22 protein-coding genes and 1 pseudogene are annotated in these 25817 nt (G+C 68.5%); 11 read left to right on the top strand and 12 right to left on the bottom strand.

What is annotated here, in order from left to right; all coding sequences use genetic code 11:
• Positions 1-6: 6 nt before the first annotated feature.
• Complete coding sequence (locus tag MVF96_RS08850; RefSeq protein WP_247451862.1) at positions 7-1461, bottom strand: MFS transporter; 1455 nt, start codon at positions 1459-1461, stop codon at positions 7-9.
• Between the two features lie 156 nt (positions 1462-1617).
• Here MVF96_RS08850 and MVF96_RS08845 point away from each other — a divergent pair, with 156 nt between their 5' ends.
• The 3 genes from MVF96_RS08845 to MVF96_RS08835 are packed head-to-tail and all read left to right on the top strand — an operon-like array spanning position 1618 to position 3849.
• Positions 1618-2913 (top strand): amidase, encoded by a 1296-nt coding sequence (locus MVF96_RS08845; protein WP_247451861.1) that lies wholly within the window; start codon positions 1618-1620, stop codon positions 2911-2913.
• Positions 2914-2938: 25 nt separating this feature from the next.
• On the top strand, positions 2939-3217 hold the full coding sequence (locus tag MVF96_RS08840; protein ID WP_058250617.1) for a hypothetical protein: 279 nt from the start codon (positions 2939-2941) through the stop codon (positions 3215-3217).
• Positions 3214-3849, top strand: coding sequence for a response regulator transcription factor (locus tag MVF96_RS08835; protein ID WP_418930426.1), 636 nt, complete (start codon positions 3214-3216; stop codon positions 3847-3849). The genes MVF96_RS08840 and MVF96_RS08835 overlap by 4 nt, the downstream gene beginning before the upstream one ends.
• A gap of 33 nt (positions 3850-3882) precedes the next feature.
• On the opposite strand, the gene MVF96_RS08830 is transcribed toward MVF96_RS08835, so the two are convergent.
• The 6 genes from MVF96_RS08830 to MVF96_RS08805 form a co-directional block, all read right to left on the bottom strand.
• On the bottom strand, positions 3883-4833 hold the full coding sequence (locus MVF96_RS08830; protein ID WP_137809916.1) for a PDR/VanB family oxidoreductase: 951 nt from the start codon (positions 4831-4833) through the stop codon (positions 3883-3885).
• Positions 4834-4874: 41 nt separating this feature from the next.
• A complete protein-coding gene (locus MVF96_RS08825) occupies positions 4875-5627 on the bottom strand; it encodes an SDR family NAD(P)-dependent oxidoreductase (protein ID WP_247451859.1) in 753 nt (250 codons plus the stop codon).
• Positions 5628-5641: 14 nt separating this feature from the next.
• Complete coding sequence (locus MVF96_RS08820; protein ID WP_205333736.1) at positions 5642-6139, bottom strand: aromatic-ring-hydroxylating dioxygenase subunit beta; 498 nt, start codon at positions 6137-6139, stop codon at positions 5642-5644.
• Positions 6132-7409 (bottom strand): aromatic ring-hydroxylating oxygenase subunit alpha, encoded by a 1278-nt coding sequence (locus tag MVF96_RS08815; RefSeq protein WP_247451858.1) that lies wholly within the window; start codon positions 7407-7409, stop codon positions 6132-6134. The genes MVF96_RS08820 and MVF96_RS08815 overlap by 8 nt, the downstream gene beginning before the upstream one ends.
• A gap of 76 nt (positions 7410-7485) precedes the next feature.
• Positions 7486-7848 carry a hypothetical protein gene (locus tag MVF96_RS08810; protein WP_247451857.1) on the bottom strand — a complete coding sequence of 121 codons (363 nt, stop codon included), beginning with the start codon at positions 7846-7848 and terminating at the stop codon, positions 7486-7488.
• A gap of 50 nt (positions 7849-7898) precedes the next feature.
• Positions 7899-9074 (bottom strand): acyl-CoA dehydrogenase family protein, encoded by a 1176-nt coding sequence (locus MVF96_RS08805; protein WP_055475084.1) that lies wholly within the window; start codon positions 9072-9074, stop codon positions 7899-7901.
• Between the two features lie 175 nt (positions 9075-9249).
• On the opposite strand from MVF96_RS08805, the gene MVF96_RS08800 reads away from it, so the two are divergent.
• A complete protein-coding gene (locus MVF96_RS08800) occupies positions 9250-10776 on the top strand; it encodes a PAS domain S-box protein (RefSeq protein ID WP_247452081.1) in 1527 nt (508 codons plus the stop codon).
• 49 nt (positions 10777-10825) lie between these two features.
• Here the strand turns inward: MVF96_RS08800 and MVF96_RS08795 are convergent, their stop codons facing one another.
• Both MVF96_RS08795 and MVF96_RS08790 read right to left on the bottom strand, forming a co-directional pair.
• Positions 10826-11953, bottom strand: a complete 1128-nt coding sequence (locus tag MVF96_RS08795; RefSeq protein ID WP_055475085.1) for a nitronate monooxygenase — start codon at positions 11951-11953, stop codon at positions 10826-10828.
• 144 nt (positions 11954-12097) lie between these two features.
• Entirely contained in the window at positions 12098-13408 is a 1311-nt protein-coding gene (locus MVF96_RS08790; protein ID WP_247451856.1) for an NAD(P)/FAD-dependent oxidoreductase, read from the bottom strand.
• A 75-nt stretch (positions 13409-13483) separates the two neighbouring features.
• Between MVF96_RS08790 and MVF96_RS08785 the strand changes: the two genes are divergently transcribed.
• Genes MVF96_RS08785 through MVF96_RS08775 form a run of 3 tightly spaced genes read left to right on the top strand, consistent with a single transcriptional unit; the run spans position 13484 to position 17084 of the window.
• The gene (locus tag MVF96_RS08785; RefSeq protein WP_055475121.1) at positions 13484-14005 is read left to right on the top strand and encodes a 2Fe-2S iron-sulfur cluster-binding protein; all 522 of its coding nucleotides are present in this window, start codon (positions 13484-13486) and stop codon (positions 14003-14005) included.
• Complete coding sequence (locus MVF96_RS08780) at positions 14002-14985, top strand: FAD binding domain-containing protein (RefSeq protein ID WP_247451855.1); 984 nt, start codon at positions 14002-14004, stop codon at positions 14983-14985. The genes MVF96_RS08785 and MVF96_RS08780 overlap by 4 nt, the downstream gene beginning before the upstream one ends.
• On the top strand, positions 14982-17084 hold the full coding sequence (locus tag MVF96_RS08775; protein ID WP_247451854.1) for a xanthine dehydrogenase family protein molybdopterin-binding subunit: 2103 nt from the start codon (positions 14982-14984) through the stop codon (positions 17082-17084). Before MVF96_RS08780 ends, MVF96_RS08775 begins: the two co-directional genes overlap by 4 nt.
• A gap of 21 nt (positions 17085-17105) precedes the next feature.
• Here the strand turns inward: MVF96_RS08775 and MVF96_RS08770 are convergent.
• Positions 17106-17876: pseudogene (locus MVF96_RS08770) on the bottom strand (hypothetical protein).
• 131 nt (positions 17877-18007) lie between these two features.
• Positions 18008-18592 carry a nucleotidyltransferase family protein gene (locus tag MVF96_RS08765; RefSeq protein WP_247451853.1) on the bottom strand — a complete coding sequence of 195 codons (585 nt, stop codon included), beginning with the start codon at positions 18590-18592 and terminating at the stop codon, positions 18008-18010.
• Positions 18593-18643: 51 nt separating this feature from the next.
• Between MVF96_RS08765 and uraD the strand changes: the two genes are divergently transcribed.
• Entirely contained in the window at positions 18644-19147 is a 504-nt protein-coding gene (gene uraD, locus MVF96_RS08760; RefSeq protein WP_247451852.1) for a 2-oxo-4-hydroxy-4-carboxy-5-ureidoimidazoline decarboxylase, read from the top strand.
• On the top strand, positions 19144-19470 hold the full coding sequence (gene uraH, locus MVF96_RS08755; protein WP_055475092.1) for a hydroxyisourate hydrolase: 327 nt from the start codon (positions 19144-19146) through the stop codon (positions 19468-19470). The genes uraD and uraH overlap by 4 nt, the downstream gene beginning before the upstream one ends.
• A gap of 37 nt (positions 19471-19507) precedes the next feature.
• Here uraH and MVF96_RS08750 read toward each other — a convergent pair whose 3' ends face one another.
• A complete protein-coding gene (locus MVF96_RS08750) occupies positions 19508-22897 on the bottom strand; it encodes a pyruvate carboxylase (RefSeq protein ID WP_137809911.1) in 3390 nt (1129 codons plus the stop codon).
• Positions 22898-23421: 524 nt separating this feature from the next.
• Between MVF96_RS08750 and MVF96_RS08745 the strand changes: the two genes are divergently transcribed.
• Both MVF96_RS08745 and MVF96_RS08740 read left to right on the top strand, forming a co-directional pair.
• Positions 23422-24207, top strand: a complete 786-nt coding sequence (locus MVF96_RS08745; RefSeq protein ID WP_247451851.1) for an SGNH/GDSL hydrolase family protein — start codon at positions 23422-23424, stop codon at positions 24205-24207.
• A 113-nt stretch (positions 24208-24320) separates the two neighbouring features.
• The gene (locus tag MVF96_RS08740) at positions 24321-25817 is read left to right on the top strand and encodes an MFS transporter (protein WP_247451850.1); all 1497 of its coding nucleotides are present in this window, start codon (positions 24321-24323) and stop codon (positions 25815-25817) included.

Genomic DNA, 25817 nt, shown 5'->3' with positions numbered 1-25817 from the left:
GGGCACTCAGGCGGACCGGGCCTCGACCGGCTCCTTGACGTAACGCTTCTGCAGAATGGCACCGAGTCGCTCCGGCCGGAGGAAGGCGATGCACAGTGCGCCGCCGACCAGCAGGACGATGCCGGTGATCGTGAACGCCTGGTGCACGCCGGCCGCCATGTTGTCGGCCATCTCCGCGCTGGGCTTCTCACCCTTCGGCGGCGACACATACCCCGCGTCGGTCATGAGCCAGCCGACCAGGATCGGCGAAATGACCGCGCCGAACGACGCCACGCCGCCGAGGGTGGCCATGAGGATCGGTCGCTGCCGAGCGCCGACCGCATAACCGATCGCGGTGGCGGTCATCGGGAACGCCAGGCTGCATCCACCGGCGAGGCACAGCAGCGCGACCGCCGTGACCCCCGACGACGCCTGGATGGCGATGAAGCACAACCCGGCCAGGACCGCGGCGCAGCCGAACGGGACGGCGATCGCCCGATGTGCCGAACTCCCCCGGTGCAGCATCCGGTGCCCGAGCGCACCCAGTCCGAGCAGGACGAGCGCGCCGACCACCCACGGCACGGTGGTCACCGCACCGACCTCACCGAGTGACAGCCCGACCACGGTGCCCAGGTACTGGGGCAGCCAGGTTGTCAGGAAGCCCTGCACCCAGAAGTTCGACGCCCCGCCGATCACGGCGGAGATGAACGCCAGGCTCAGCAGCGCACGCCAGATCTTGACCGGCTTCTGCTCGTCGACCGCGGAGGTCGCGACCTCCTTCGCATCGGCAACCGTCTCGTCGGTGTCGAGTGCCGGGTCGTCCGGCGACGAGGCCTTCTTGGGACGGTAGGGACCGTCCGCGCCGATCGCCCACCAGGCGATCACCCACACCAGGCCGATGATGCCGAGAACACCGAACGCCCAGCGCCAACCCCACACGGCGATGACCCAGGCCAGCAGCGGCGCCGCGAAGACAGGGCCCAGCGTGGAGCCGGCGGCGATCAGGTTCGACGGCAGCGCACGACGGGTGGGCGAGAACCAGGTGTGCGCGGAGGTGAGCGACATGGCGGTCGCGGGACCCTCGGCGCCGCCGAGGATGATCCGCGTCACCAGCAGGATGGCGGCGCCGCCGCCGAGCAGCATCGGGAATTGCAGCACCGCCCAGGTGACGCCCATCGCGAACAGGATCCACTTCACCGAGATCTTCGACGCAAGGAACCCGGTGACGACCGAGACGATCGCGTACAGGAAGAAGAAGGCACTGCCGATGAATCCGAATTCGGTTGCGGTCAATCCGAGTTCGGGCATCGCGTCGGCCGAGACCAAGCCGAGCACCGCTTTGTCGGCGAAGGCGATGATCTGGAACAGCACGAGCATGCCGGTGACGATCCAGGCCCGTCTCGACATGCGGCCGAAGTCGATTCGTCGATCGGGGGCGGTCGGCGACGACGGCGTCGTCACCGCGGGTTCTCTGAGGCTCATTGGATTTCCTTGGACTGGCGGGTGCGAAGACGCCGGGCTGTCGGGGGCTGGCAACGACGTTATGGCCACCCGTCCCTACGGGGATACGAGGGAAATCTTTACTGTCGCCGCGATGCGCGACAGGGCAGACTGGTCCCAGCACATGAAGGAGGAACGGTGAGCTCGGCCTACTGGAAACAGCCCATCAGTGAGCAGGCGACCGCGGTCCACGAGAAGGTGGTGTCGGCGGAAATTCTCGCGGAACAGGTCCGTGAGAAGATCCTCGGCACCGACACCGATCTGCGCGCGTGGGTCGAGCTGTCCCCGGCCGTCGTCGACGAGGCACGCCGGCAGGATGGGATACCGGGTCGCCGGCCCCTGCGAGGCGTCTCGCTCGGGGTCAAGGACCTCATCGACGTCGAGGGCCTCCCGACCCGTGCCGGTTCACCCGTCACGTCGTCGTCGCCGGCTGCGTCGGATGCGCCCTGTGTCAATCGTTTTCGCGATCTGGGCGCGGTGATCCAGGGCAAGACGGTCACGACCGAGTTCGGCTACTTCTCGCCCGGGCCGACGCGCAATCCGCACCACCCCGGGCACACGCCGGGTGGGTCGTCGAGCGGTTCGGCCGCCGCCGTCGGCGCGGGCGTCATCCCGGTGGCGTTGGGTACGCAGACCGCCGGCTCGTTGACCCGGCCGGCCGCCTACTGCGGCGCCGCGGGCATGGTTCTCGCGCACGGCTCGACGGATCTGTCCGGCGTCACCGGACTCTCGGAGTCGCTGGACTCGCTGGGCATCCTCACCCGCGACATCGCCGACCTGCAGTACGTGTACACCGCCTTCACCGGCCGCTCGCCGATCGTTCCCGGTCGCTCCACCGTCCGGACCGTGGTGGTGTGGGGCGGCAGCGACCTGCACCCGATCGACCCGGCGATGGCGGACCTGGTCGACCGGCTGCCGGACCTGCTCGAGCGAGCCGACGTCGAGACCCGCGCACTCGAATACGACGACCATGTCCGCACCCTGGCCGACGACCACGTGACCGTCATGTCCCATGAGGCGGCCGAGACCCTGGACGATGTCGTCCGGGACCATGCGGCCGCGCTCAGCCCCGCGCTGCTCGACCTCGTCGACGCCGGCCGCGCGGTCCGGCCCGCGGACCACGCGGCCGCCCTCATCCGCCGCGACCGCTCGCGGGATCTGCTGGCCGAGACGCTCGGCGATCACACGGTGATCGTCGGTCCCGCCGCACCCGGCCCCGCACCGAGCGGCCTCGACGCGACCGGGTCGCCGGTCCTGAGCCGACCGTGGCAGCTGCTCGGCTGCCCGGTCGTCGTCGTCCCGGGGGCGACCACGGACTCCGGGATGCCCCTCGGACTACAGGTGATCGGCTTGCCGGGGCGGGAGTCGGCCCTGTTCGAGGTCGCCGCGGTGCTCGAGAACGAGCTCCGGTCCCATCCGGTCGTCCCGGTCTGATCCGGTTGCGAGAGAGAAGATCTGCATGACAGTCAAACCCCGTCCCGAGACGCACCACCGGATGTTCCTCACGTGCTACGAGGACACCTTCAACTACGGCTGGCATCATGTCGACCTGTTCGTGCACGACGAGTACGGCCGGGAGGTCAACTGGGTGCACTGGACCGTCGAGGCCGACGGCCCGGAGGCGGCCGACGAGTCGGTCCGGCGCGAGGAACCCTGGCTCAACCGGACCTCGGAGTGGCGCCACCAGGTGAGTGCCGTCGGGATGAACTACTGGACGGCCGACGCGGCGTGGACGTGACCGCATCGGATGTGACCGCGACGGTCTACGTCGTCGACGACGACCCGGAACTCTGCGAATCGGTCGACTGGCTGCTCGGCAGCATCGGGATCTCGCCGCGGATCTGCCACAGCGCCGACGACTTCCTCGCGCAGTACTCCGGGGACACCCCCGCGTGCATCGTGCTCGACGTCCGCATGCCGACGATGAGCGGCCCGCGGCTGCAGGAGAAGCTCAACGAGTTCGCACCGCACGTCGCCATCATCTTCGTCTCCGCGCACGGCGACATCCGGATGTCGGTGTCCACCCTGCAGGCCGGCGCGATGGACTTCCTGGAGAAGCCCTACGACCCGCAGCGGCTGCTCGACGCCGTCCAGGCGGGGATGGAGAAGGCGGTCGAGCGCTTCCGCACCCACGCGCAGAAGCGGTGGGTGGAATCGAAGGTCGCGCTGTTGACCCCGCGGGAACGCGAGATCCTCGCGCTGGTCGTCGAAGGTCTGCCCAGCCAGAACATCGCCCGCCGCCTCGACATGAGCGTCAAGACGGTGGACGTGCACCGTGCCCGGATCAAGAGCAAGACCGACGCCGACAGCATCAGCACGCTGGTCCGGGACATCCTGCGGTTCGACGTCGAGGTGCCGACCAACCCCTAGGGCAACGGCGTAGGGGTGGCCGGCGCGCTCGGGTCAGTAATAATCGAGCACGATCTTCTCGCCGGTGGTCCGCGAGACGCAGACCGCCATCACCTCTCCGGACTCTCGCTCGGCCTTGGTCAGCACGTTGTCGCGGTGCTCGGGCTCACCGGAGAGGACCTGCATGATGCACGTACCGCAGATGCCCTCCTGACACGAGGTGTCGACGTCGCAGCCGTTCTCCTCGAGGACCTCGACGATGCTCCGGTCGGCCGGGACGTGATAGGTCTCGCCGTCGAGTTCGACGTCGAAGGACGTGTTCTCCGACGCATCCGGCTGATCGGTGGCGTGGAAGTTCTCGAAGTGGACCGCGTCGGCCGGGATGAACTGTTCCGCCAGTTCGCGGACCTTGGTCATGAACCCGTCCGGGCCGCAGACATAGACATGCGAGCCCTGCGGCGCCGATTCCAGCGCGGCGGTCAGGATCGGTCCGTGGGCCTCACGACCGACGCCGACATGCGCGTGCAGCTTGTCCGGGCAACGCTCCCGCAGCAGCGGCAGGAACGCCGCGTCATCGACCGTCCGGGCGAAGTAGTGCAATTCGAAGCTGATCCCGTGCACGTCCATGTAGCGCGCCATGCTGAGCATCGGGGTGATCCCGATGCCGGCCGCCACCAGGACGTGATGCGTTGCCGTGGAATCGATCCCGAGCAGGTTCCGTGGCTCGCTGATCTGCAGCCGGTCGCCGACGCGCAGTTCGTGCAGTGCGGCCGAACCACCTCGGGACTGATCCTCGCGCTTGACGGCCACGGCGAAGGACTCCCGCCCGTCGGGCCGGCTGCACAGCGAGTACTGGCGGGTGATGGCGGTCGGCCCGACGACATCGATGTGCGCTCCGGGCGTGTACTCCCCCATCGTCGAGCCGTCGGGCCTCGACAGGTAGAAGGTCTTGATGCTCGGGGTCTCCTGGACGATCGCGGAGACGATGACGTCGGTGAGGGCCATGGCGGTGCTCCTGGTGGTGGCGAATGGTTCTCGAGGTGCGATCAGCGGACGAAGAGCCCGCCGTTGACGTCCCAGCACGCACCCGTGACGAAGAAAGCGTTCTCGGCGGTCAACAGGCCGACCATGTCCCCGATGAACTCGGGGCTGCCCAGCTTGCCGACGGGGATGCCGGCGATCACGGCGTCGAGTTTCGCCGGCGGCACGGTCGCCTTCACGACGGGCAGGTCGTGGGGCCCGGGCGCGATCGCGTTGACCGTGACACCCTTGGCCGCAAGCTCTTTGGCGAAGATCTTGGTGACCGTCAGGATCGCACCCTTGGACGTGGCATAGTGCGCGCCGGTGGCGGTGCCGCCGTTCTGACCGGCCAGCGACGCCATGTTGACGATGCGTCCGTACCCCTCGTCGGCCATCGCGGCCCCGAAGACCTGACAGCCGAAGAAGATGCTGTTGACGTTCGTGTTCAGCACGCGGGTGAAGTCCGGCTCGTCGAGCGTCATGAGATCGGCCGCCTGGGTCAGTGCCGCGTTGTTCACGACGATCGTCGGTGTACCCCAGACGGATTGCACATGCGCCAGCGCGTCGACGAAACCCTGCCGGTGCGCGACGTCGAGGACGGCCGCCCGTGCGGTCGACCCGTCGGGCGAGAGTTCTTCGGCGATGCGCTGGGCCGGATCGAGGGCGATGTCGGTGAGCAGGACGCGATGACCGTCCCGGTGCAGCCGGCGGGCGATGTGCGAACCCATGCCGCCGGCGGCACCGGTGACGACCGCGATCCCCTTGTTCGTCGAAGTCATGTCCAGGTCCGTCCTCACACCAGGTAACCGGAGGCGCTGACCGCGTCCTCGCTGTCGATGAGACGGGCCACCTTCAGGCTGATCCGGTCGTCACCGTCGGAACCGAGGCTGATGGTGTGGGTGAGCTCGGCGCCGATCGTCGAGAAGGCGTCGCGCTTGAACGCGTTGAGGATCTGCGCAGACCGCAGGATGACGGTGTCGTCGCTGACGTCCGACACGGTGAACCGCGAGATGACCCGGACCGTGCGGGCAGCGGCGACCGCCGACGGTGCGTAACCCTGCATCATCCGTTCGACGCGCAGGCGCCGCATCCGCTGGTCGTCGTACACCATGTTCAGCGACGAGTCGAAATCGTCGGTGTCGGGATCGATCGGGATGACGTAGTGCGCGTCATCGGTGTAGAGGGCCTCCCACGCCGGGTAGTCCTTGGCGTCGAGGAGTTCGGCTTCCTTCCACACGAGCGCGATCGCGCGCAGGACGCGCGGGTCGTTGAAACTGTGCAATTCAGTCATCGCTCATCATCTTCTTCCACATGGCGTAGGACTCACGCATCCCCGTCTCGTCGGTGACATGCGATGTGGGCCAACCCTCTTCGGTCGTGTACTCGCGGTTCTCCCCGCGGTTGACCAGGATCGGCATGTTCGGGTTGCCACCGGCGCCGATCTGGACGCGATCCCATCCCTCGGCGTCGTCGGGGCTGCCGAAGCCGAAGGGGCCCTGGAAGTGCTCGTGGATCCGCAGGCGCTCGCGGTTGATGCTCTCCGGCCCGCCGTCCATGCCGATCGCCATGTGCCACACCTCGGTCACGTCCACGCTGATCGGGATGAGGACCCGGAAGAACGACGACGACATGGCGATGTTCGGGAACATGTTGAGGTTGAACCCGCAGCCGTGCATCGAGCGCATGTAGCGACGGATGCGTTCGGGACTCTCCCCCGCCTCGGCGAGTTCGTCGACGAGATGCTGGAACCGCGGCTGCACCTCCTCGGAACCGTCGTCGATGTCGAGGTCCGCGTGCGCGGCCGCCATGATCGCGACGCTGTGACCGTTGCCGAGCGCGTGCGTCTCGGCGGCCGGATCGTCCATGAACGACATCATGTTCGCGGTCTCGGCGTCGACAGAGGCCATCCACGACTTGTGCACCATCGGGAAGTGGTAACCGTCGGTGGTGTTCTCGAGCTGGATCTTCCAGTTGCCCTTGAACCGGAACTTGTGACTGCCGAGGACCTTGGTGGGGAATCCGTTGGACTGCTTCAGGAATCGCTCCATCCAGATCTTCGCATCACCCAGGTGGTCTTCGAGCGGTTCGATCTCGGTGTTGAACGTCGCGAAGATCATGCCGAGATAGCTCTCGGTGCGCAGCTTCTGCAGGGGGAAGTCGTTCTTCTCGACGACGCCCTCGTAACCGTCCGGGTACGGGATGCCGCGCAGTCGACCGTCGAGGGTGTACGACCAGTTGTGGTACGGGCAGGTGAAGCCGTTGGCCTTGCCGCTGCGCTGGTCGCACACCGTCGCCCCGCGATGCCGGCACCGGTTGAGCAGGGTGTTGAAGTTGCCCTTGCGATCCCGGGTCACGATGACCGGTTGATCCCCGACCTGGGTGGTCTTGAACGAGCCCGCCTCGGGGACCTCGCTCTCGTGCGCGACCCACACCCAGGTGCGGTAGAAGATCTTGCGCATCTCCTCGGCGAAGATCACGGGATCGGTGTACAGCTGACCGGCGACGCGGTCCTTCTCGGCGAGGTCCGCGAAGCCGCGGGTCGGCCGCTCGATGGTGGTCATCGATGTTCCTTCGTGTGTCGACCGCGCCGGGGCGCGGAGAGGGGCTGTCGGTGCGCGAGAGATCAGGAGGCGGTGCTCATGAGGGGACGTCGTCGCGGATGGTGAGGGCTCGTCCCATCCGCGCCTCGACCTTGAAGTACTTCCAGAGCGCATACTCACCGACCATGATGGTGCGCAACAGGTTGCAGGCCGCCCGGACGGTCGGCTGGTCGCGCACGTCGGCGAGGACGTAGAACGTCCACGGCCAGCCATCGGACGGGCCGACCATGTGGGCGTCGTCGTCGAAGGTCCCGATGATCTCGACGCCGTCGAGGTTCTTCAGACTCGTGAGGAACTCCATCGTGGCCTCCCACACCGGACCGATGTCGGCCTTGGGCAGGTCGAAGAAGTTCTGGTTGTTCCCGACACAGAACAGCGTGCGCAACGGTTCGTCGGACATGGGTGATGGTCTCCTCGCGGTCGTGACGTCTGGGCTGGATGACGGGTGGGTCAGGGAAAGCTGGGGATTCCGGCCTCGAGGCCGAGAAGCAGAGCACCGGCGGCCTCGTAGGTGTTGGTCTGCAACATCGCGTGCTGCGCGGGCACCAACGCGTCCTGCAGGAACCGCTGCAGCGGATGGGTCTCGTAGATGGCCCCGGTGCCGGCGAGGTCGAACACCTGCAGCACGACGCTGCGCCCGACGTGTGCGGCGTGGGTGGCACTCAACCGCAACAGGGCCTGATCGTCGGTCGAGATGTGCTGTCCCGCGACGGCCTTGGCCCACACCCGGTCGGTGCTGTCGTAGAAGAACGCACGCGCCGAACGCAATTCGGCCTCGGCGACCGCCAGGCCGCTCTTGTACGCCGGCCGGTTGCCCTTGCTGGCACCCCCGGTGATCGAGGTCCGCGCCGCACCGACCTCGATCGCGTAGTCGAGCGCGCCCCGGGCCGCGCCGAGGGTCACCACCGCCAGCACCTGCGCGGCGTAGGCCAGCGCCGGGTACCGGGTCAGCGGTTCGTCGATCTGCGGTGCGCCGCCCCGCACGAAGGTCATCTCCTCGGGCACGAACACGCGGTCGGCGCGGATGGCATGGGAACCGGTCGCCTTCATCCCGGCGACATCCCAGTTGTCGACGATCTCCACCTCGGCCGGATCGACCAGCGCCGTCAGCGGTTTGCCGCCGGTCTCGGGTCCGCCGGCCAGACCGATCCCGAGGAGGTCGGCGCCGCGACATCCGCTGGCGAACTGCCAGACCCCCGAGCACAGGTAGCCGCCGTCGACCCGCTGCGCCTCCTGCATGGGGAACAGCCCGCCCGCGTAGGCGACATCGGGACCGTGCGCGTAGATCTTCTGCTGGGTCTCGGCCGGCAGCGCGGCGAAGTACACCAGCGACGATCCGAAACTGGACACCCACCCGGTGGCGGGGTCGACGGCGGAGATGCGTTCGACCAGCGACATGAAATCCGACGGTGCCATCGGCTCGCCTCCGAACGCCGCCGGCGTCGAGGCCCGGTACATGCCGGCACGCTTCAGCAACGCGATGAAGTCGGCGGGCACGTAGCGCTGCGAGTTGAACTCGTCCCGACGATCCCGGAGCACGTCGAGCGCGTGGTCGAACGCGGCGTCGCGCGCCGCCCCCGCCGGTTCCGCACACACCCGTTCGGTCAGGCTCTCCGCGGTCATCATTGTCTCCGTTCGGAATCGAATCTCGATCTCGAGTCCGACACTATGGACGCGGGACCCGACGCGGTATCGGGATTTCCCGCGCCGCGGGTAAGCAATTCCTTACTTGCGTGTCCTCACCTGCATGGCATCGTGGCGGGGGCGAAGATCAGAACTCGGCGAAGGTGAGGTGATGGCGATGTTCCCCGCGCGTCGGGACTTCGAGCAGATGATCCTGCACACCGGCACCGGCATCCTCATCCACGAGGCGAGTTCGAAGAACATCCTGTGGGCCAACCCGGCCGCCTGCCGCATCTTCGGGTTCACCCTGGAGGAACTCAAGCCCCTCAAGGCACACCACATGAGCGCCCAGGAGCGTCAGTACCGCCGCGAGGTCGGCGTGGCGTGGCTCCAGTCCGCGGTGGTGCACGGGTCGAGCCGCAAGCAGTGGAAGTACCGCGCCAAGGACGGCACCGAGTTCCTCACCGATGCCCGCGCGACCCTGGTGCGTTGCGAGGACGGGCCGGTCGTGATGGTCGAGTTCCGCAACATCTCCGACGAGGTCGAGTTGCAGGAAGAGCTGACCTGGGTGTCGGAGTCGTTGCAGCGCATCATGACCCACACGTCGGCCGGGATCGTCGTGCTCGACGACGAGAACTGCATCGACGACATCTCCCCACTGGCCGCCAAGCTGTTCGGCCGCACCCCCGCGGAGCTGTCGGGCGTCCATCTGGAAGACCTCGGCCGGTGTGAGCCCCGGCTGACCAGTGACCCTGTCATCGAACGGCTGACGGACGGAGCGGGCTCGGTCGAGATCCAACAGGAGATCATCAAGGACGACGGCAGCACCGTGTGGCTGGCCGGCGAACTCGAGATCGTCGCCCACGACGGCATCTCCTCGCGGGTCCTGACCGTGCGCGACGTGACCGACCGCGTCGAATGGGAACGCCGCAACGCCTACCAGGAGGCCAACCTCCAATATCTGAGCCGTTACCACGCGATGGGTGACATGGCGATGATCCTCGCCCACGAGCTCGGTCAACCGCTCGCGGCGTCGACCAACTACCTGAGCGGGCTCAAGGCCCGCGTCTCCGCCGACACCGTCGACGCCCGCAGCCTCGCCTACGGCATCGACCAGATCGAGAAGCAACTCCACCGCGCCGCCGACATCGTGGCCTCCGTCCGCCGCTACGTACGACGCATCGAGAGCACCTCGACGCTCATGGATCTCAACGAGACCGTCGAGGAGAGCCTGTACTTCGTGCGACTACGCGCGGCCGAGCAGGGCGTACGCGTGTACGCCGAGATCCCCGACCGCGACCTGCCGATCCAGGGCGAGAACGTGCTCATCGGACAGGTCATCATCAACCTGTGCGTCAACGCACTCGACGAGATCGTCCGTCCGACAACCGAGGTGAAGGAACTGACGATCCAGACCGGCGAGTCCGACGGACTGGCCTCGGTGTGGATCCGTGACCAGGGACGCGGCATGACGGGCGCGCCCACCGATCGCCTCGCCTCCGGCGCGTTCTCGTCCAAGCAGGACGGTTCCGGAATCGGGCTCATCATCTCCGAGCACATCGTCGAGCGCCACGGCGGGACGATCCGGTACCTGCCGAACGAACCGTCGGGCACCACCGTCCAGGTGACTCTCCCCCTCGCGACGATCGCCGAGGACGGCGCCGGCCACTCCCCGGCTCCCGCGTCGCCGTTTCCGTCCCGCTGATTGAATCCAATCAGCGGGACGGAAACGAGGCCGCGCGAATTAGCCCCGGCTAGGCGTTCGCGTTGGCGAACGAGTCCAGGCTGCTCGTGGCGTCGATGTACTCGGTCACCCACCGCTCGATCACCGCAGAGGTCTTCTCGACCTTGCGGAACTGCCCGACCACCTGCCCGACCGGGTTGAAGGCGACGTCGATGCTCTCGTCGGGGTACTTGTGCGTCGCGGCCACCGCCATCCCGGAGACCATGTACTGCAACGGCATCCCCAGCGGATCGGGATTCTTCGGATCCTCCCAGGCCTCGGTCCAGTCGTTGCGCAGCATGCGGCACGGCTTGCCGGTGAACGATCGGCTCCGTACGGTGTCCCGGCTGGAGGCGTCGATGTAGGTCTGCTGCTGGACCGGGGTGTTCTCGGCCTCCTCGACCATCAGCCACTGCGATCCGGTCCACGCGCCCTGCGCCCCGAGGGCCAGCGCCGCCGCGATCTGCTCACCGCTGCCGATGCCACCGGCGGCCAGAACCGGAACCGGCGCAACCTCTTTGACGACCTGCGGCCAGAGCACGATGGAGCCGACCTCGCCGCAGTGACCGCCGCCCTCGCCGCCCTGGGCGATGATGATGTCGACACCCGCATCGGCGTGCTTGCGGGCCTGCTTCGGCGATCCGCACAGCGCGGCGACCTTGCGGCCGGCGGACTGGATCTTCTCGATCATGTCGGCGGGTGGCGTCCCGAGGGCGTTCGCGATCAGGGTGACCTTGGGGTGCTGGAGCGCGATCTCGACCTGCGGCGTGGCAGTGGCCTCGGTCCAACCGAGAAGCTGCAGGGAGTTGTCACTGTCCTCGTTGAGCGGCACGCCGTGGTCACGCAGGAGCTTGCGTCCGAAGTCGAGGGTCTCCGCCGGCACCATCGACTGCAACATCTTGGTGAGTTCCTCGCCCGACATGTTCGAGTCCATGCCCTCGTACTTGTTCGGGATGACGATGTCGACGCCGTAGGGACGGTCGCCGATGTGCTCGTCGATCCAGTTGAGCTCGATCTCGAGCTCCTCGGGGGTGAAGCCAACCGCGCCGAGCACTCCGAAACCGCCCGCCTTGCTCACCGCGACCACCACGTCCCGGCAGTGGGTGAACGCGAAGATCGGGAACTCGATACCGAGCTCGTCGCAGATCGGGGTGTGCATGGAGGACTCCTCGCCCGTCGGAAGAACAACCAGAATTAGAACGTGTTCTACTCTGAGTACCAGGCGAGGCGGTCACGGACAAGCGATCGGGGAGAACTCGGGTCCCGGCGCCGGGAGCGAAGCGAGCGGGCCGAATCTACCCGGTCACTGCCGGTAGGGCTGCCTCGCCGTCTCCGGGCTGCCGTAGGTGATGGCGCGCTCCCGCCGAGTGTCGGTGAGCAGCGTTGCGCCCCACGTCATGACGGTCCCCATCCGGTTGCGGACACCCGCCAGGAAGGCGATGTGGATGACGCCCCAGGCCACCCAGCCGAGGAACCCCGACAGCTGGAGCGGGCCGGACTGGACGATCGCGTGGCGGCGGGCGATGTAGGCCGCGGTACCCAGATCGCGGTATCTGAACGGACTTCTTTCCTGTTGCCCTGCAACGGTTTCCGCGATCACCGCCCCGGCGTGCCGGCCGCCCTGCATCGCCACCTCGGCGACCCCGGGCAGGTCTCGGTAGGAACTCATGTCGCCGCAGACGAAGATGTCGGGATGGCCCGGGACCGAGAGATCGTCCTCGACCGGTATCCGCCCGCCGTGGTCCTGTTCGACACCCAGCGACCGTGCGAGTGTGGTGGCGAAGGGGACGGCCTCGACGCCCGTCGTCCACAGCGTCGTGCGCGCCGGGTAGACGTTCTTGGTCCCGTCGGCCTTGCGGGTCGTCTCGACGTGGTCCTCTCCGACCCCGGTGACGTGCACGCCGAGGTGGGTCTCGACGCCGAGGTTGTCGAGCGTGCGCTGGGCGCTGGCCGAGAGCCGCGTCGAGAACGACGGCAGCACGCGGTCGCCGCCGTGGAGCAGCAGCACCCGCGCCTGCGCCGGATCGATCGCGTCGAACTCGCGCTCGAGCGCCAGGGTCGCGACCTCCCGGATCTGTCCGGCGAGCTCGACGCCGGTCGGGCCGCCGCCCGCCACCGCGAAGGTGAGCCAGGACCGCTGCTCCTCCGGGTCGGTGATCGTCTCGGCCATCTCGAACGCGGCCATGATCTTGCGGCGGATCGACAGCGCGTCATCGAGCGTCTTCATCCCGGGCGCGAACTCCGCGAACGTCTCGTTGCCGCGGTAGGCGGTGCGCATGCCGGCGCCGACCACGAGGTAGTCGTAGCCGAGACGGAACGACGACCCGTCGATGCGGTCGACCGTCAGCTCGTGACCCTCGACGTCGATGGCCGACGCCTCGCCGAGGACGACGTCGAGGTTCTTGTGCCGACGGGTCAGATGCCGAACCGGGCTGGAGATCGCGCCCTCGGACAACAGACCGGTGGCGCACTGGTACAGCAGCGGCTGGAACAGATGGCTGGTCCCGCGGTCGACGATGGTGACGTCGACCGGCTCGTTCTTGAGCCTGCGGGCGCAGTGCATACCCGCGAATCCGGCACCGATCACAACAACTCTGGGTCTCGAGGGGGCCATTCGACCGATTGTTCCAGACATTTCGCGGTTCTCGGCGGGTGTTTACCGCCTCTACGGACGGGTATGCCTCGCGACGTGGAAGCCAAAGTCTCCTTGACCGTGAACGGTGCCGAACACGACGTCGTCGTGGACACGCGAACAACACTGCTCGACGGTCTGCGTGACCGGCTGGGCATCTTCTCGCCCAAGAAGGGATGCGATCACGGCCAGTGCGGTTCGTGCACCGTTCTGGTCGACGGCAGGCGCATCGTCAGTTGCCTGTCCTTCGCCGTCTCCTACGAAGGCAGCGACATCGTCACCGCCGAGGGCCTGGGCGACGGTGACGAGCTACACGACATGCAGCAGGCGTTCATCGACGAGGACGCCTTCCAGTGCGGCTACTGCACCCCCGGCCAGTTGTGCTCGGCCATCGGGATGCTCGACGAGGCGAAACAGGGGTATCCCAGCCACGTCACCGAGGACCTCGACCCGTCGTCGAGCGGCGACGCGAGTCCGCTGGCCGACGACGAGATCCGGGAACGGATGAGCGGCAACCTCTGCCGATGCGCGGCGTACCCGAACATCCTCGCGGCGATCCGACAGGCGGCCGATCGATGATCCCGTTCACCTACGAGCGTGCGACCGACGTCCCCGCCGCCGTGGACTTCCTGCGGGATCACGACGGCGCGAAGCTGATCGCCGGCGGCACCAACCTGGTCGACCACATGAAGCTGGGCGTCGCCGACCCGCCGGCGCTGCTCGACATCTCCCGCCTGCCGCTCGACGACATCACCGAACGCCCCGACGGCTCGCTCCGGCTCGGCGCCACCGCCCGCAACGCCGACACCGCCGCCCATCCCCTCGTCCGGCGCCGCTACCCCGTCCTGGCCCGCGCCCTGCTCTCGGGCGCCTCGCCGCAGTTGCGCAACCTCGCGACCAATGCGGGAAACCTGTTGCAGCGCACCAGATGCGTCTACTTCCAGGACGTCACGACCCCGTGCAACAAGCGGACGCCGGGCTCGGGCTGCTCGGCCGTCGGCGGATACACGCGGTATCACGCCATCCTGGGTGCATCCGAGACCTGCGTCGCGACCCACCCCTCCGACATGGCGGTGGCCCTCACCGCCCTCGACGCGCGCATCGTCGTGCAAGGCCCCGACGGCGAGCGCGTGGTGGACATCGGTGACTTCTACCGGCTCCCGGGTGAGCATCCCGAGCGCGACACGATTCTCGAGCCGCACGATGTCATCGTGGCCATCGACGTGCCACCGCCCCTGCCGGACTCGTCGTCGACCTACCGCAAGGTGCGCGACCGTGCGTCGTACGCCTTCGCGCTCGTGTCCGTCGGGGCCGAGGTGAGCATGGACGGTGACGCCATCGGCGCAACGCGGATCGCGTTCGGCGGTGTCGCGCACAAGCCCTGGCGGGCCGCGCGGGCCGAAGAGGTGCTGCGTGGTCAGCGACCGTCGACCGAATTGTTCGCCGCGGCAGCCGATGCCGAACTCGGCGAGGCCCGTGCACTCGAGGGCAACGAGTTCAAGGTGCCCCTCGCCCGCCGCACCCTGATCGCCACCCTGCGGGAGCTGAGCACTCGATGACCGCGATCGGTACCTCCCACGCCCGCATCGACGGCGCCGACAAGGTGCGCGGCACTGCGCCGTATGCCTACGAGCACCTCACCGAGGCCGCGTACCTGTGGCCGATCACCGCGACCATCGCGCGCGGACGCATCACCGGATTCGACACGGCCGCAGCCGAATCGACGCCCGGTGTGCTGTACGTACTCACACCCGAGAATGCACCGGAACTGGCCGACACCTCCAGCGGCGACCTCACGATCCTGCAGTCGCCCGAAATCGCCTACCGCGGGCAGCTGATCGGCGCCGTCGTCGCGGAGAGTCCCGAGACGGCACGCGAAGCCGCCTCGGCGGTGACCGTCACCTACGACGAGGACGCCCACGACACCGAGTTCCGCGTCGATCACCCCGACAGCTACCGGCCCGAACAGGTCAACGGCGGGTTCGAGCCCACCTCACAGGACGGCGACCCCGATCGAATCCTGGACGAAGCGGCCAGTACCACCGGCGGGGACACGGTCACGGTCGACCAGTGGTACTCCACCCCGGAGGAGCACAACAACCCGATGGAGCCGCACACCGTGGTGGCCACCTGGGATGCGGATGCCGCTGTCCTCACGCTCTACGACTCGACCCAGTCGACCCAGGGCGTGGTGTCCTCGCTGGCGCCGGTGCTGGGTCTCGAACCCGAGCAGATGAGGGTGATGGCGCCGCACGTCGGCGGTGGATTCGGGTCGAAGGGCTCGCCGCACTCGCACGACGTGCTCGCGGCCATGGCGGCCATGCGCCTGCCCGGTCGTCCGGTGAAGTTCGCGGTGACCCGGCAGCACATGTTCGTCTACGTCGGACACCGCGCGCCCACCCGATCCCGTCTGCGGCTGGCCGCCGATCGGGACGGCCACATCACCGCGATGGTGCACGAGGCATTCACCCACAGCGCACACGCCGGGGAGTTCGCCGAGCAGGCCGCGGTCACCTCACGATCGATGTACTCGGCCGACCATCGGCGGACCGATCACCACGTCGTCCCCCTCGATGTCCCGGTCCCGTTCTGGATGCGTGCGCCCGGCGAGGCTCCGGGGATGTTCGCCGGCGAGGTCGCCATGGACGAACTTGCACATGCCCTCGACCTCGATCCGATCGAGTTGCGTGTGCGCAACGAACCGCCCGAGGACCCCGAGACGGGCAACCCGTGGTCGTCGCGGCGGCTGCTCGACTGTCTCCGCGAGGGGGCCGGACGATTCGGCTGGGAGCGGCGTGTGGCGGAGCCGGCGGCCCGCCGGAACGGTCGGCAGCTGGTCGGCCTGGGGGTCGCGTCGTCGACCTATCCCCACATGGTGCAGCCGGGCAACGCGGCGTCGATCACCCATCGCGACGGCCGGTACACGGTCCGGATCGCCGCCACCGACATCGGCACCGGTGCGTGGACGACCCTGAAGATCATCGCCGCCGACGCGCTCGACGTACCCACCGACGTCGTCGACATCGAGATCGGCGACAGCGCGCTGCCCAGCGCGACCGTCGCCGGCGGTTCGTCGGGCACCTCGTCCTGGGGATCGGCCATCGTCACCGCCGCGCATCAGTTCCGTGCACGTTTCGGCGACGATCCGCCTCCGGACGCCGAACTCAGCGCGGAGGCGGCGGACAACCCCGATCTCGAGAAGTTCACCGTGGCCTCGTTCGGCGCGCACTTCGTCGAGGTCGGCGTCGACATCGACACCGGGGAGATCCGCATCCCGCGCATGCTCGGGGTGTTCTCCATCGGCCGCGCCATCAACCCGCGCACCGTCCGTTCGCAACTCATCGGCGGCATGACCTTCGGTATCTCGATGGCGTTGCATGAGGAGAGCGTCCGCGATCACCGGTTCGGACACGTGGTCACGCAGGATCTCGCCGAGTACCACATTCCCGTGCACGCCGACATCGCCGACGTCGACGCGATCTGCCTCGACGACCGCGACGAGCACGCCACCCCGATGGGTTCGCGCGGTGCGGGCGAGATCGGGATCGTCGGCAGTGCCGCCGCGGTGGTCAACGCGATCTACAACGCCACCGGGGTACGGGTCCGGGACCTGCCGGCGCACCTCGACGATCTGCTCGGCGGACTGCCTTACCAGTAGTCGCTGCCCTGCGGTGCGGAGTCAGGCCGCGCCCGGATAGCTCGACCACCCCGGTACCGGCTGCTGGGCCGGCCACGGCTCGGTGTCGGCCATCGGCAGCCACTGCGGCATACCGTCCGGAGTCATTGCGGCGCACGCCTTCTGATCCGGGGTCGGCGTCGCATACAGGGCCGCGAAGTCGTAGCGGGAGGTGTACCAGCCGCCGAACACGTCGGCGCCGGGGGTCCGCTCGCCCCCGCGTGGTGCGGCCGCGGGATCGGTTCCCACGCGGCGGATGTCGATCTCAACCGGCCGCGGGGTGTCGTATCCGACGGTCCACTCGCCGTTCTGCTGCACCGACCGATACCCGTGACGGCACATCACGATTCGCGCCCAGCCGTTGTCGTCGACGCGGCGCAACCCCTGATAGAAGGCGGTGCCGACCTCGCGGCCCGAGGTCGACTGGATCGGGGGGTACGCCGTCACCATCTGGTCGATGTTCGACGGCGCGGCGTCGGCGAAACCGGGGTAGCCCCACCGCGCCGACCGTCCGGCGTTGGCGAGTTCGAAGGACTCGGTGAAGGCTCGGACGAAGGTGCCCTCGGCGGACTATGGATCGAGGACACCGGTCGCGGTCCAGCGAAAGGTGGTGTCGAATCCGGGCGGCAGATGCGCGTCCTGCGCGGCGCGGGCCGGCGGTGTCCGCTCCGGTCCGTCGGGCCCGGTGGCGCATGCCGCGAGGCCGGCTCCCACGACGAGCGCGGCGAGAATCGCGGTGAGGCGTCGACGACGATCGTGCGCCACGGTGATCACCCGCTTCGACGAGAGTGCGGTCCGTTACCCGGCTATGTCTGCACCCTAGACATGGACGCTTGTCCCACGTGGGATCACCGTGCACCGGAACGGCGACGAGAAGGTCTCGAAATGGGCACGCTGATCCCCGGTCAGGGCCGCTCGTCGATGTCCACGCCGGGCGCCAGATCCCCGCACTCGACGCGGGTCACCGCCCGGGACCGGAGATACACCTGAGCACCCACGTCACCATCGACCACACGCAGAGCCGGTCCGAAATGGTCGGCACCGATGTACACCGGGTGCCCCGGACTGCCGTCGAAGACCGCTCGCGCGAGAAGTGCGCGGTCACCCGATGCCGCGCCCAGGACGCGGGCTACGACGTCGGCGCCCGTGGCCGGGGTGTCGACCACGTGCACCGTCAGCCCCGCCGCGTCCGGTCGTGCCATCGCCCACCGCAGGGCCGCCGCCACCGTGGCGCCGACGCCGTCGGCCCAGTCCTCGACGATCAGCGTCTCGGCACCGGCCGGTGGTTCGACGACCGCGGCGCCCATGGCGACCGTCACCTCGGAGCAACCGCCGTCGCGCAACGCCGCGACCGCCCGCTCGAGCCACTGGCCGTCGTGCGCGAGGATCTTCGGCATCCCGTACCTGGTCCCGGCTCCGGCGGCGAGTACCACACCGAGCACCCGTCCCGCGGGGACGTCCGGGGGCGCTGTCCCGGTGACGTCGTCCATCGCCCCATCTTCCACGCGCCGTCTGCGCCCACGCCTCCTAGGCTGGTCATCATGCGGCTCAACGAGATGGACGACGACGAAGCCCGTGCAGCGCTGCGCAGCTGTTGCGCATCGACGGCCTGGGTCGAGCGCATGATGCTCGCGCGGCCCTTCGGCGATGTACCCGCTGTGCTCGATGCCGCCGATCGAGCACTGGCCGAGATCAGCGAGGACGACCTCGACGAGGCGCTCGCCGGGCATCCGCGGATCGGCGACCGGCCCGACAACGCCTCGTCGGCGCGCGAACAGTCCGGGGTGGCGGGCTCGTCGGCCTCGGTGCTCGCCGAGCTGAGAGACGCCAATGTCGCCTACGAGGCACGGTTCGGGCACGTCTACCTGGTCTTCGCGAACGGGCGGCCCGCCGACGAGCTGCTCGCCATCCTCCGGACGCGGATGACCAACGACGCCTCCACCGAACGCCGGGTACTGCGTGCGGAACTGGCGAAGATCAACCGCGCCCGCCTGCTCCGTATGCTGTCGACCGAGCACGCCGCCGACGAAGGGATTTCGAGATGACCGGTCTGTCCACGCACGTCCTCGACGCGGTGTCGGGTTCACCCGCCGTCGGCCTCGAGGTGTCCCTGCAGGATGCGTCGGGGACCGAATTGTCCAGCGGCAGCACTGATTCGGACGGTCGCATCACCGCAGTGAACACCGAGGCGCTCGTCCCCGGGATCTACCATCTCGTCTTCGACACCGGTAACTGGTTCGCCGACAACGACATCAAGGGTTTCTATCCCGAGATCGACGTCTGTTTCGAGATCGACGATCCCGGGCGACATCACCACGTACCGATCCTGTTGAGCCCCTTCGCCTACTCGACGTACCGGGGTAGCTGAACCGGCGGCGGGGCGAGGCGCCCCGCCGCCGATCTGCTCAGCGGATCTCGATCAGCAGATCCCCCGGGGCGACCTGGGTGACCTGTCCGATGGCGAGTCGGGTCACGGTGCCCGCGACCGGGGCGGTGATCGCCGCCTCCATCTTCATCGCCTCGATGGTGCCGATCGTCGCGCCGGCGGCGACCTCGTCGCCGACGTCGACCGACAGCGACACGACGCCCGCGAACGGGGCACCGATGTGGTGCGGGTTGGAGCGGTCCGCCTTCTCCGCCGACGCGACAGCCGAGTCGACGGAGTGGTCGCGCACGGCGATCGGACGCAGCTGACCGTTCAGGACGCACATGACGGTTCGCATGCCCTGCTCGTCCGGTTCGCTGACCGCCTCCAGCCCGATGAGCAGATCGACACCGGGTTCGAGTTCGACGCGGTGTTCCTCGCCGTAGCGCAGTCCGTAGAAGAACTGGTTGGCCGAGAGCCTCGACGTGTCACCGTAGGCCTCGTAGTGCTCCTCGAATTCCTTTGCCGGACCGGGGAAGAGCAGGTGGTTGAGCCGGACCTGACGGTCACGACCCGGCTTGTCGAGGATGGCCTCGTCGTCGGCGGACAGTGGGGTGACCTCGGGGGCCGGCGCGCGGCCCTGCAGCGCGAGGGTGCGCAGCGGTTCGGGCCAGCCACCGGGTGGGTCGCCCAGCTCGCCGCGCAGGAAGCCGATCACCGAGTCCGGGATGTCGTAGGACGCCGGGTCGGCCGCGAAGTCCGAGGCGGTGATGCCGCGGCCGACCAGCGCGAGCGCGAGGTCGCCGACGACCTTCGACGACGGGGTCACCTTGACCAGTCGGCCGAGCATCGAATCAGCGGCGGCGTACGCCTGCTCGACGGCCTCGAACCGGTTGCCCAGACCGAGGGAGATGGCCTGCTGCCGCAGGTTCGACAGCTGCCCGCCCGGGATCTCGTGTGAGTAGACCCGCCCGGTCGGCGCCGGGAGACCGGATTCGAACGGCGAGTACACCTTTCGCAGCGCCTCCCAGTACGGCTCGAGGTCACACACCCGCGCGAGGTCGATGCCGCTGTCCCGCTCGGTGTGGGCGGTCGCGGCGACGATCGCCGACAGCGGCGGCTGGCTCGTGGTACCCGCCAGCGCGGCACTGGCGCCGTCGACCGCGTCGGCCCCCGCCTGCCACGCGGCCATGTAGGTCGCCAGCTGTCCGCCCGGGGTGTCGTGGGTGTGCACGTGGATCGGCAGATCGAACTCACGCCGCAGCGCCGACACCAGGGTGGTCGCCGCGGGAGCGCGCAGCAGACCCGCCATGTCCTTGATCGCCAGGACGTGCGCGCCCGCCTCCACGATCTGTTCGGCCAGCCGCAGGTAGTAGTCGAGCGTGTAGAGGTCCTCGCCCGGGTCGGACAGATCGCCGGTGTAGCTCATCGCCACCTCGGCCACCGCCGTACCGGTCTCGCGGACCGCGTCGATCGCGGGTCGCATCGCGTCGATGTTGTTGAGCGCGTCGAAGATCCGGAAGATGTCGATGCCGACGTCGGTCGCCTCGGACACGAACGCGGTCGTCACCTTGGTGGGATACGGCGTGTAACCGACCGTGTTGGCGCCGCGCAACAGCATCTGCAGACAGATGTTGGGGATCGCCTCCCGCAACTGCGCCAGCCGATCCCACGGGTCTTCCTTCAGGAAGCGAAGCGCCACATCGTAGGTCGCCCCGCCCCAGCACTCGACGGACAGCAGTTCGGGGGTCAGCGCGGCCACGTACGGCGCCACGTTGAGCAGCCCGTTGGTGCGCACGCGAGTCGCGAGCAGCGATTGGTGCGCATCGCGGAACGTCGTGTCGGTGATGCCCAGCCGCGGGTTCTCGCGCAGGTCGCGCGCGAACCCCTCGGGTCCGAGCTCCAGCAGACGCTGCCGCGAGCCGTTCGGCGGCGAGGCGAGCACCGACCGCTCGACGGTGGGCAGCTTGTCGCGCGGGTACACCGTGGTGGGCCGCTCACCGTGCGGCTTGTTCACGGTGACGTCGGCCAGGTACGACAGGATCTTGGTACCGCGGTCGGCTGACGAACGCGAGGTCAGCAGACCGGGACGCTCGTCGATGAACGAGGTCGTGACGCGCCCGGCGCGGAAATCCGGATCGTCGAGCACCGCCTGCAGGAACGGGATGTTGGTCGCGACGCCACGGATTCGAAACTCGGCCACGGCGCGGCGCGCACGCCGCACCGCGGTCGGGAAATCCCGTCCGCGACAAGTCAGTTTGACGAGCATCGAGTCGAAGTGGCCACTCACCTCGGCGCCGAGGTTCGCACCGCCGTCGAGCCGGACGCCGGCACCGCCGGGGCTACGGTAGGCGGTGATGCGCCCGACATCGGGCCGGAAGCCGTTGGCGGGGTCCTCGGTGGTGATCCGGCACTGCAGCGCGGCACCGCGGATGCGGATCGTGTCCTGGGTCAGTCCGAGATCCGCCAGCGACTCCCCCGATGCGATGCGCAGCTGCGCGCTGACGAGGTCGACGTCGGTGATCTCCTCGGTCACCGTGTGCTCGACCTGGATACGCGGGTTCATCTCGATGAACACGTGGCGACCCTGTTCGTCGAGCAGGAACTCCACCGTGCCCGCGCACGAGTAGCCGATCGATCGCGCGAAAGCCACTGCGTCCGAGCAGATCTGCTCGCGCAACTCGTCGGAGAGGTTCGGTGCGGGCGCGAGCTCGATCACCTTCTGGTGGCGGCGCTGCAGGCTGCAGTCGCGCTCGTAGAGGTGGATGACGTTGCCGTAGGTGTCGGCGAGGATCTGCACCTCGATGTGCCGCGGGTTGACCACGGCCTGCTCCAGGAACACCGTCGCGTCGCCGAACGCGGCCTCGGCCTCACGCGACGCGGCCGCGATGGCCTCGGCGAGGTCGGCACGCTCGTCGACGCGGCGCATCCCCCGCCCGCCGCCACCCGCGACCGCCTTGACGAAGACCGGGAACTGCATGTCCTCCGCCGCGGCGAGCAACTCGTCGAGATCCGACGACGGCTCCGAGCTCGCGAGCACGGGGATCCCCGCCGCCTTCGCCGCGGCCACCGCGGTCGCCTTGTTGCCGGTCATCTCCAGGATGTCGGCGCTCGGGCCCACGAAGGTGATGCCCGCCTCCGCGCACGCGGCGGCGAGACCCTGGTTCTCCGACAGGAATCCGTAACCGGGGTAGATCGCATCGGCGCCACACCGGACCGCCGCGCCGACGACCTCGTCGACCGACAGGTAGGCCCGCACCGGATGTCCCGGCACCCCGATCTGGTAGGACTCGTCGGCCTTCAGCCGGTGCACGGAGTTGCGATCCTCGTACGGGAAGATCGCGACCGTGCGCGCACCCAGTTCGTAGGCGGCGCGGAATGCGCGGATGGCGATCTCGCCGCGGTTGGCGACCAGAACCTTGTCGAACATCGTGGTGTTCTCTTTCTCTCACGCCTGCGCCGGTCCGGCGCGTGCTCAGCGACTCGCACAATCGCGGTGGAGATCGCGCGAACAAACTCCCGACGGGCACGGATCGACGCGAATGTCCCGACGACGCCGACCCGTTTCCACGGGCAGTTCACGTCGTGATCCTACTCACCGAGACCGGCCGTTCGGCCACCCCCTCACACCGCCTTCGACCCCCTCTGAAACCGTGCCCCCCGACGCCGTCCACCGCGTCGGAAAGGCGGCGGCACGGCACTGTGACGCCTCGGGAGAGGTGATCGAAAACAATTGCCGCGCAATGTACGTGGCACTCATTGCCGCAGTGTTGAGAAATACTCTCCAGCAGGATTCGACAATGAGAGATCCGCAGCGCCGGGAATTCGCGAATGCCGATCGATCGCTCCGTCGGAATGCCGACCGATCGCTCTGTCTCGGGCTCGCTTTGTCGGCCGACGGCGCACGGGATTAGCGTCGTCGGAACCACTCCGATCCGACCGGAAGGCGTTGCCGTGGGCTTCACCCGTTACGTCGCCTTGGACGACTCGTTCACCGAGGGAGTCGGCGATCCGGACCCGGCCCGACCCAACGGGGTACGCGGGTGGGCCGACCGTGTCGCCGAACAACTCGCCGCCGCGGCGTCCGCCGAGGGCGGGGCGGGCTTCGGCTATGCGAACCTGGCCATCCGCGGCCGGTTGCTCGACGAGGTGCTCGTCCAGCAGATCGGCCCGGCGATCGCCCTGGAGCCCGACCTGGTCACCATCTACGCCGGCGGCAACGATCTCATGCGCCCGTCCCTCGACCTCGACGCGATGATCGCGCGGTACGACGCGGCCCTGCGCGACCTGACCGCGACGGGCGCCACCGTCGTCGTCTTCACCGCCTACGACACCGGATGGGCTCCGGTGTTCCGGATGCTGCGTGGACGGGTCGCCATCTACAACGAGCTCGTCCGGGCGGTCGCCGAGAAGCACGGTGCACTGATCTGCGACTTCTGGCGGATGGCCGGTTATGACGACTACCGCATGTGGGACGCCGATCGCCTGCACATGTCGCCGCTCGGTCACGCACAGATGGCCGGCCGGGTCCTCGACCTGCTCGGCGTCGACCACCACATCACGCCCGAGACGATGGCCGCCGCCGCGGTCGCCACCCGGCGGGAGCAGCGGCGTCAGAACGCGGAGTGGGCGCGGACCTTTCTCGGCCCCTGGGTGGTGCGCCGCATCCGCGGCGTCTCGTCGGGCGACGGACTCACCCCGCGCTGGCCCCGTCCCGTCGGCCTGGCAGACCTCGCGTAGCCCGGACGCCGAGGCTCCCCTCCGGGTGCGAACGTCTGCACCCGCGGCCTGCCAGATATCCTGGTCGTTCGGAGGTGTGCACAATCGATGAGCGGAACCAGCGGGATGACGGCGTGACCAGCCGCACCGACGCCGACGGAACGACGGACAGCACTCCGGACCTCCCGCCCCCCGATCCCACCGCCGAGAAGCCCCACCCGCGGCTCGCGGTGGCCGTGCTCTGCCTCGCCGGCATCGTCGTCGCGTTGATGCAGACGATCATCGTGCCGCTCATCCCTCAGCTCCCCGCGCTGCTGCACGCCGATGCCTCCGACACCACGTGGGCGATCACGATCACGCTGCTGCTCGGCGCGGTCGCCACCCCCATCGGCGGGCGGATCGGCGACATGTACGGCAAACGCCTCGCCATCCTGGTCAGTCTCGGCTTCGTCGCAGCGGGTTCCGTGGCCTGCGCGGTCGCGACGTCGCTCCCGCTGTTCATCATCGGCCGCGGTCTCCAGGGGCTGGGTTTCGGCATCGTCGCGCTCGGCATCAGCGTCATGCGCGACATCGTCCCGCCCCGCCACCTCGGCTCGTCGGTGGGAACGATGAGCGCCTCACTCGGCATCGGCGGTGCGCTCGGGCTCCCCGTCGCCGCCCTCATCGCCCAACACGTGAGCTGGCACGCCCTGTTCTGGTCGTGTGCGGGTGCCGCGACGCTGGCCGGTGTCGGCGTGGCCCTCACGGTCCGCTCCACCGCCAAGCCCTCCGGCGGCCGGTTCGACGCGCTCGGCGCCCTCGGTCTGACGGTGCTCCTCGTCTGTCTGCTGCTGCCGTTGTCCAAGGGCGCCGAGTGGGGATGGTCCGCTCCGCTGACGCTCGGCCTGTTCGCCGGCTTCCTCGTGTCGCTGGGCGTGTGGGTCCTCGTCGAACTCCGTCGCGACAGTCCGTTGATCGATCTCCGCATCCTGGGCAAGCGCCCGCTGCTGCTGACGAATCTGGCCTCGATCGCGACCGGTTTCGCCTTCTACGCGATGCAACTCATCCCGATCCAGTTGCTGATGGCCCCGACGAACAGCCCGGACGGCTTCGGGTACGACATGGTGCACGCGAGTCTCATCCTCGCGCCCAGCGGTCTGGTCATGTTCGTGTTCTCACACATCAGCGGTCGCATCAACGCCGTCTTCGGCGCCCGCATCTCCCTCGCCCTGGGCGCGGTCATCATCGGCATCGGCTACGTGATCTTCATCGTCGGCATCGCCGGCCCGTGGGACCTCACCTGGATCCACATGATGGTCATCGCCTGCTGCATCGGCGCCGGCCTCGGCATCGCCTACTCCGCGATGCCGGCGCTCATCATGCAATCGGTCAGCGTCGAGCAGACCGGCGAGTCCAACGGCGTCAACGCCCTCATGCGGATCATCGGCACCTCGACGGCCGCCGCCGCGGTCGGCATGCTGCTGACGTGGTCGATGATCTCGGTTCCCGTCGCCGACGGCACCGCGATCGAGGTGCCGACCGCCGAGGGCTACCTGTGGGCGTCGGCCATCGCCCTCGTCATGAGTGCGATCGCCGCCGTGGTCGCCTTCGCGATTCCCGCGCACGGCCGCAGCGCCGAGACCCCGGTCTGA

Origin of the sequence: Gordonia hongkongensis (assembly GCF_023078355.1) — a bacterium.
In the GTDB taxonomy this organism is placed as follows: Bacteria; Actinomycetota; Actinomycetes; order Mycobacteriales; family Mycobacteriaceae; genus Gordonia; species Gordonia hongkongensis.
Note: the sequence above shows the minus strand (reverse complement) of the source record. Positions and strands in the feature narration are given on the sequence as shown.

Excerpts from the sequence above, each read along its gene's own strand:
- MVF96_RS08850 (WP_247451862.1), bottom strand. The coding sequence starts at position 1,461 with ATGAGCCTCAGAGAACCCGCGGTGACGACGCCGTCGTCGCCGACCGCC.
- MVF96_RS08840 (WP_058250617.1), top strand. The coding sequence starts at position 2,939 with ATGACAGTCAAACCCCGTCCCGAGACGCACCACCGGATGTTCCTCACG.
- MVF96_RS08830 (WP_137809916.1), bottom strand. The coding sequence starts at position 4,833 with ATGGCCCTCACCGACGTCATCGTCTCCGCGATCGTCCAGGAGACCCCG.
- MVF96_RS08825 (WP_247451859.1), bottom strand. The coding sequence starts at position 5,627 with ATGACTTCGACGAACAAGGGGATCGCGGTCGTCACCGGTGCCGCCGGC.
- MVF96_RS08820 (WP_205333736.1), bottom strand. The coding sequence starts at position 6,139 with ATGACTGAATTGCACAGTTTCAACGACCCGCGCGTCCTGCGCGCGATC.
- MVF96_RS08815 (WP_247451858.1), bottom strand. The coding sequence starts at position 7,409 with ATGACCACCATCGAGCGGCCGACCCGCGGCTTCGCGGACCTCGCCGAG.
- MVF96_RS08810 (WP_247451857.1), bottom strand. The coding sequence starts at position 7,848 with ATGTCCGACGAACCGTTGCGCACGCTGTTCTGTGTCGGGAACAACCAG.
- MVF96_RS08805 (WP_055475084.1), bottom strand. The coding sequence starts at position 9,074 with ATGATGACCGCGGAGAGCCTGACCGAACGGGTGTGTGCGGAACCGGCG.
- MVF96_RS08800 (WP_247452081.1), top strand. The coding sequence starts at position 9,250 with ATGTTCCCCGCGCGTCGGGACTTCGAGCAGATGATCCTGCACACCGGC.
- MVF96_RS08795 (WP_055475085.1), bottom strand. The coding sequence starts at position 11,953 with ATGCACACCCCGATCTGCGACGAGCTCGGTATCGAGTTCCCGATCTTC.
- MVF96_RS08790 (WP_247451856.1), bottom strand. The coding sequence starts at position 13,408 with ATGGCCCCCTCGAGACCCAGAGTTGTTGTGATCGGTGCCGGATTCGCG.
- MVF96_RS08780 (WP_247451855.1), top strand. The coding sequence starts at position 14,002 with ATGATCCCGTTCACCTACGAGCGTGCGACCGACGTCCCCGCCGCCGTG.
- MVF96_RS08775 (WP_247451854.1), top strand. The coding sequence starts at position 14,982 with ATGACCGCGATCGGTACCTCCCACGCCCGCATCGACGGCGCCGACAAG.
- MVF96_RS08765 (WP_247451853.1), bottom strand. The coding sequence starts at position 18,592 with ATGGACGACGTCACCGGGACAGCGCCCCCGGACGTCCCCGCGGGACGG.
- uraD (WP_247451852.1), top strand. The coding sequence starts at position 18,644 with ATGCGGCTCAACGAGATGGACGACGACGAAGCCCGTGCAGCGCTGCGC.
- uraH (WP_055475092.1), top strand. The coding sequence starts at position 19,144 with ATGACCGGTCTGTCCACGCACGTCCTCGACGCGGTGTCGGGTTCACCC.
- MVF96_RS08750 (WP_137809911.1), bottom strand. The coding sequence starts at position 22,897 with ATGTTCGACAAGGTTCTGGTCGCCAACCGCGGCGAGATCGCCATCCGC.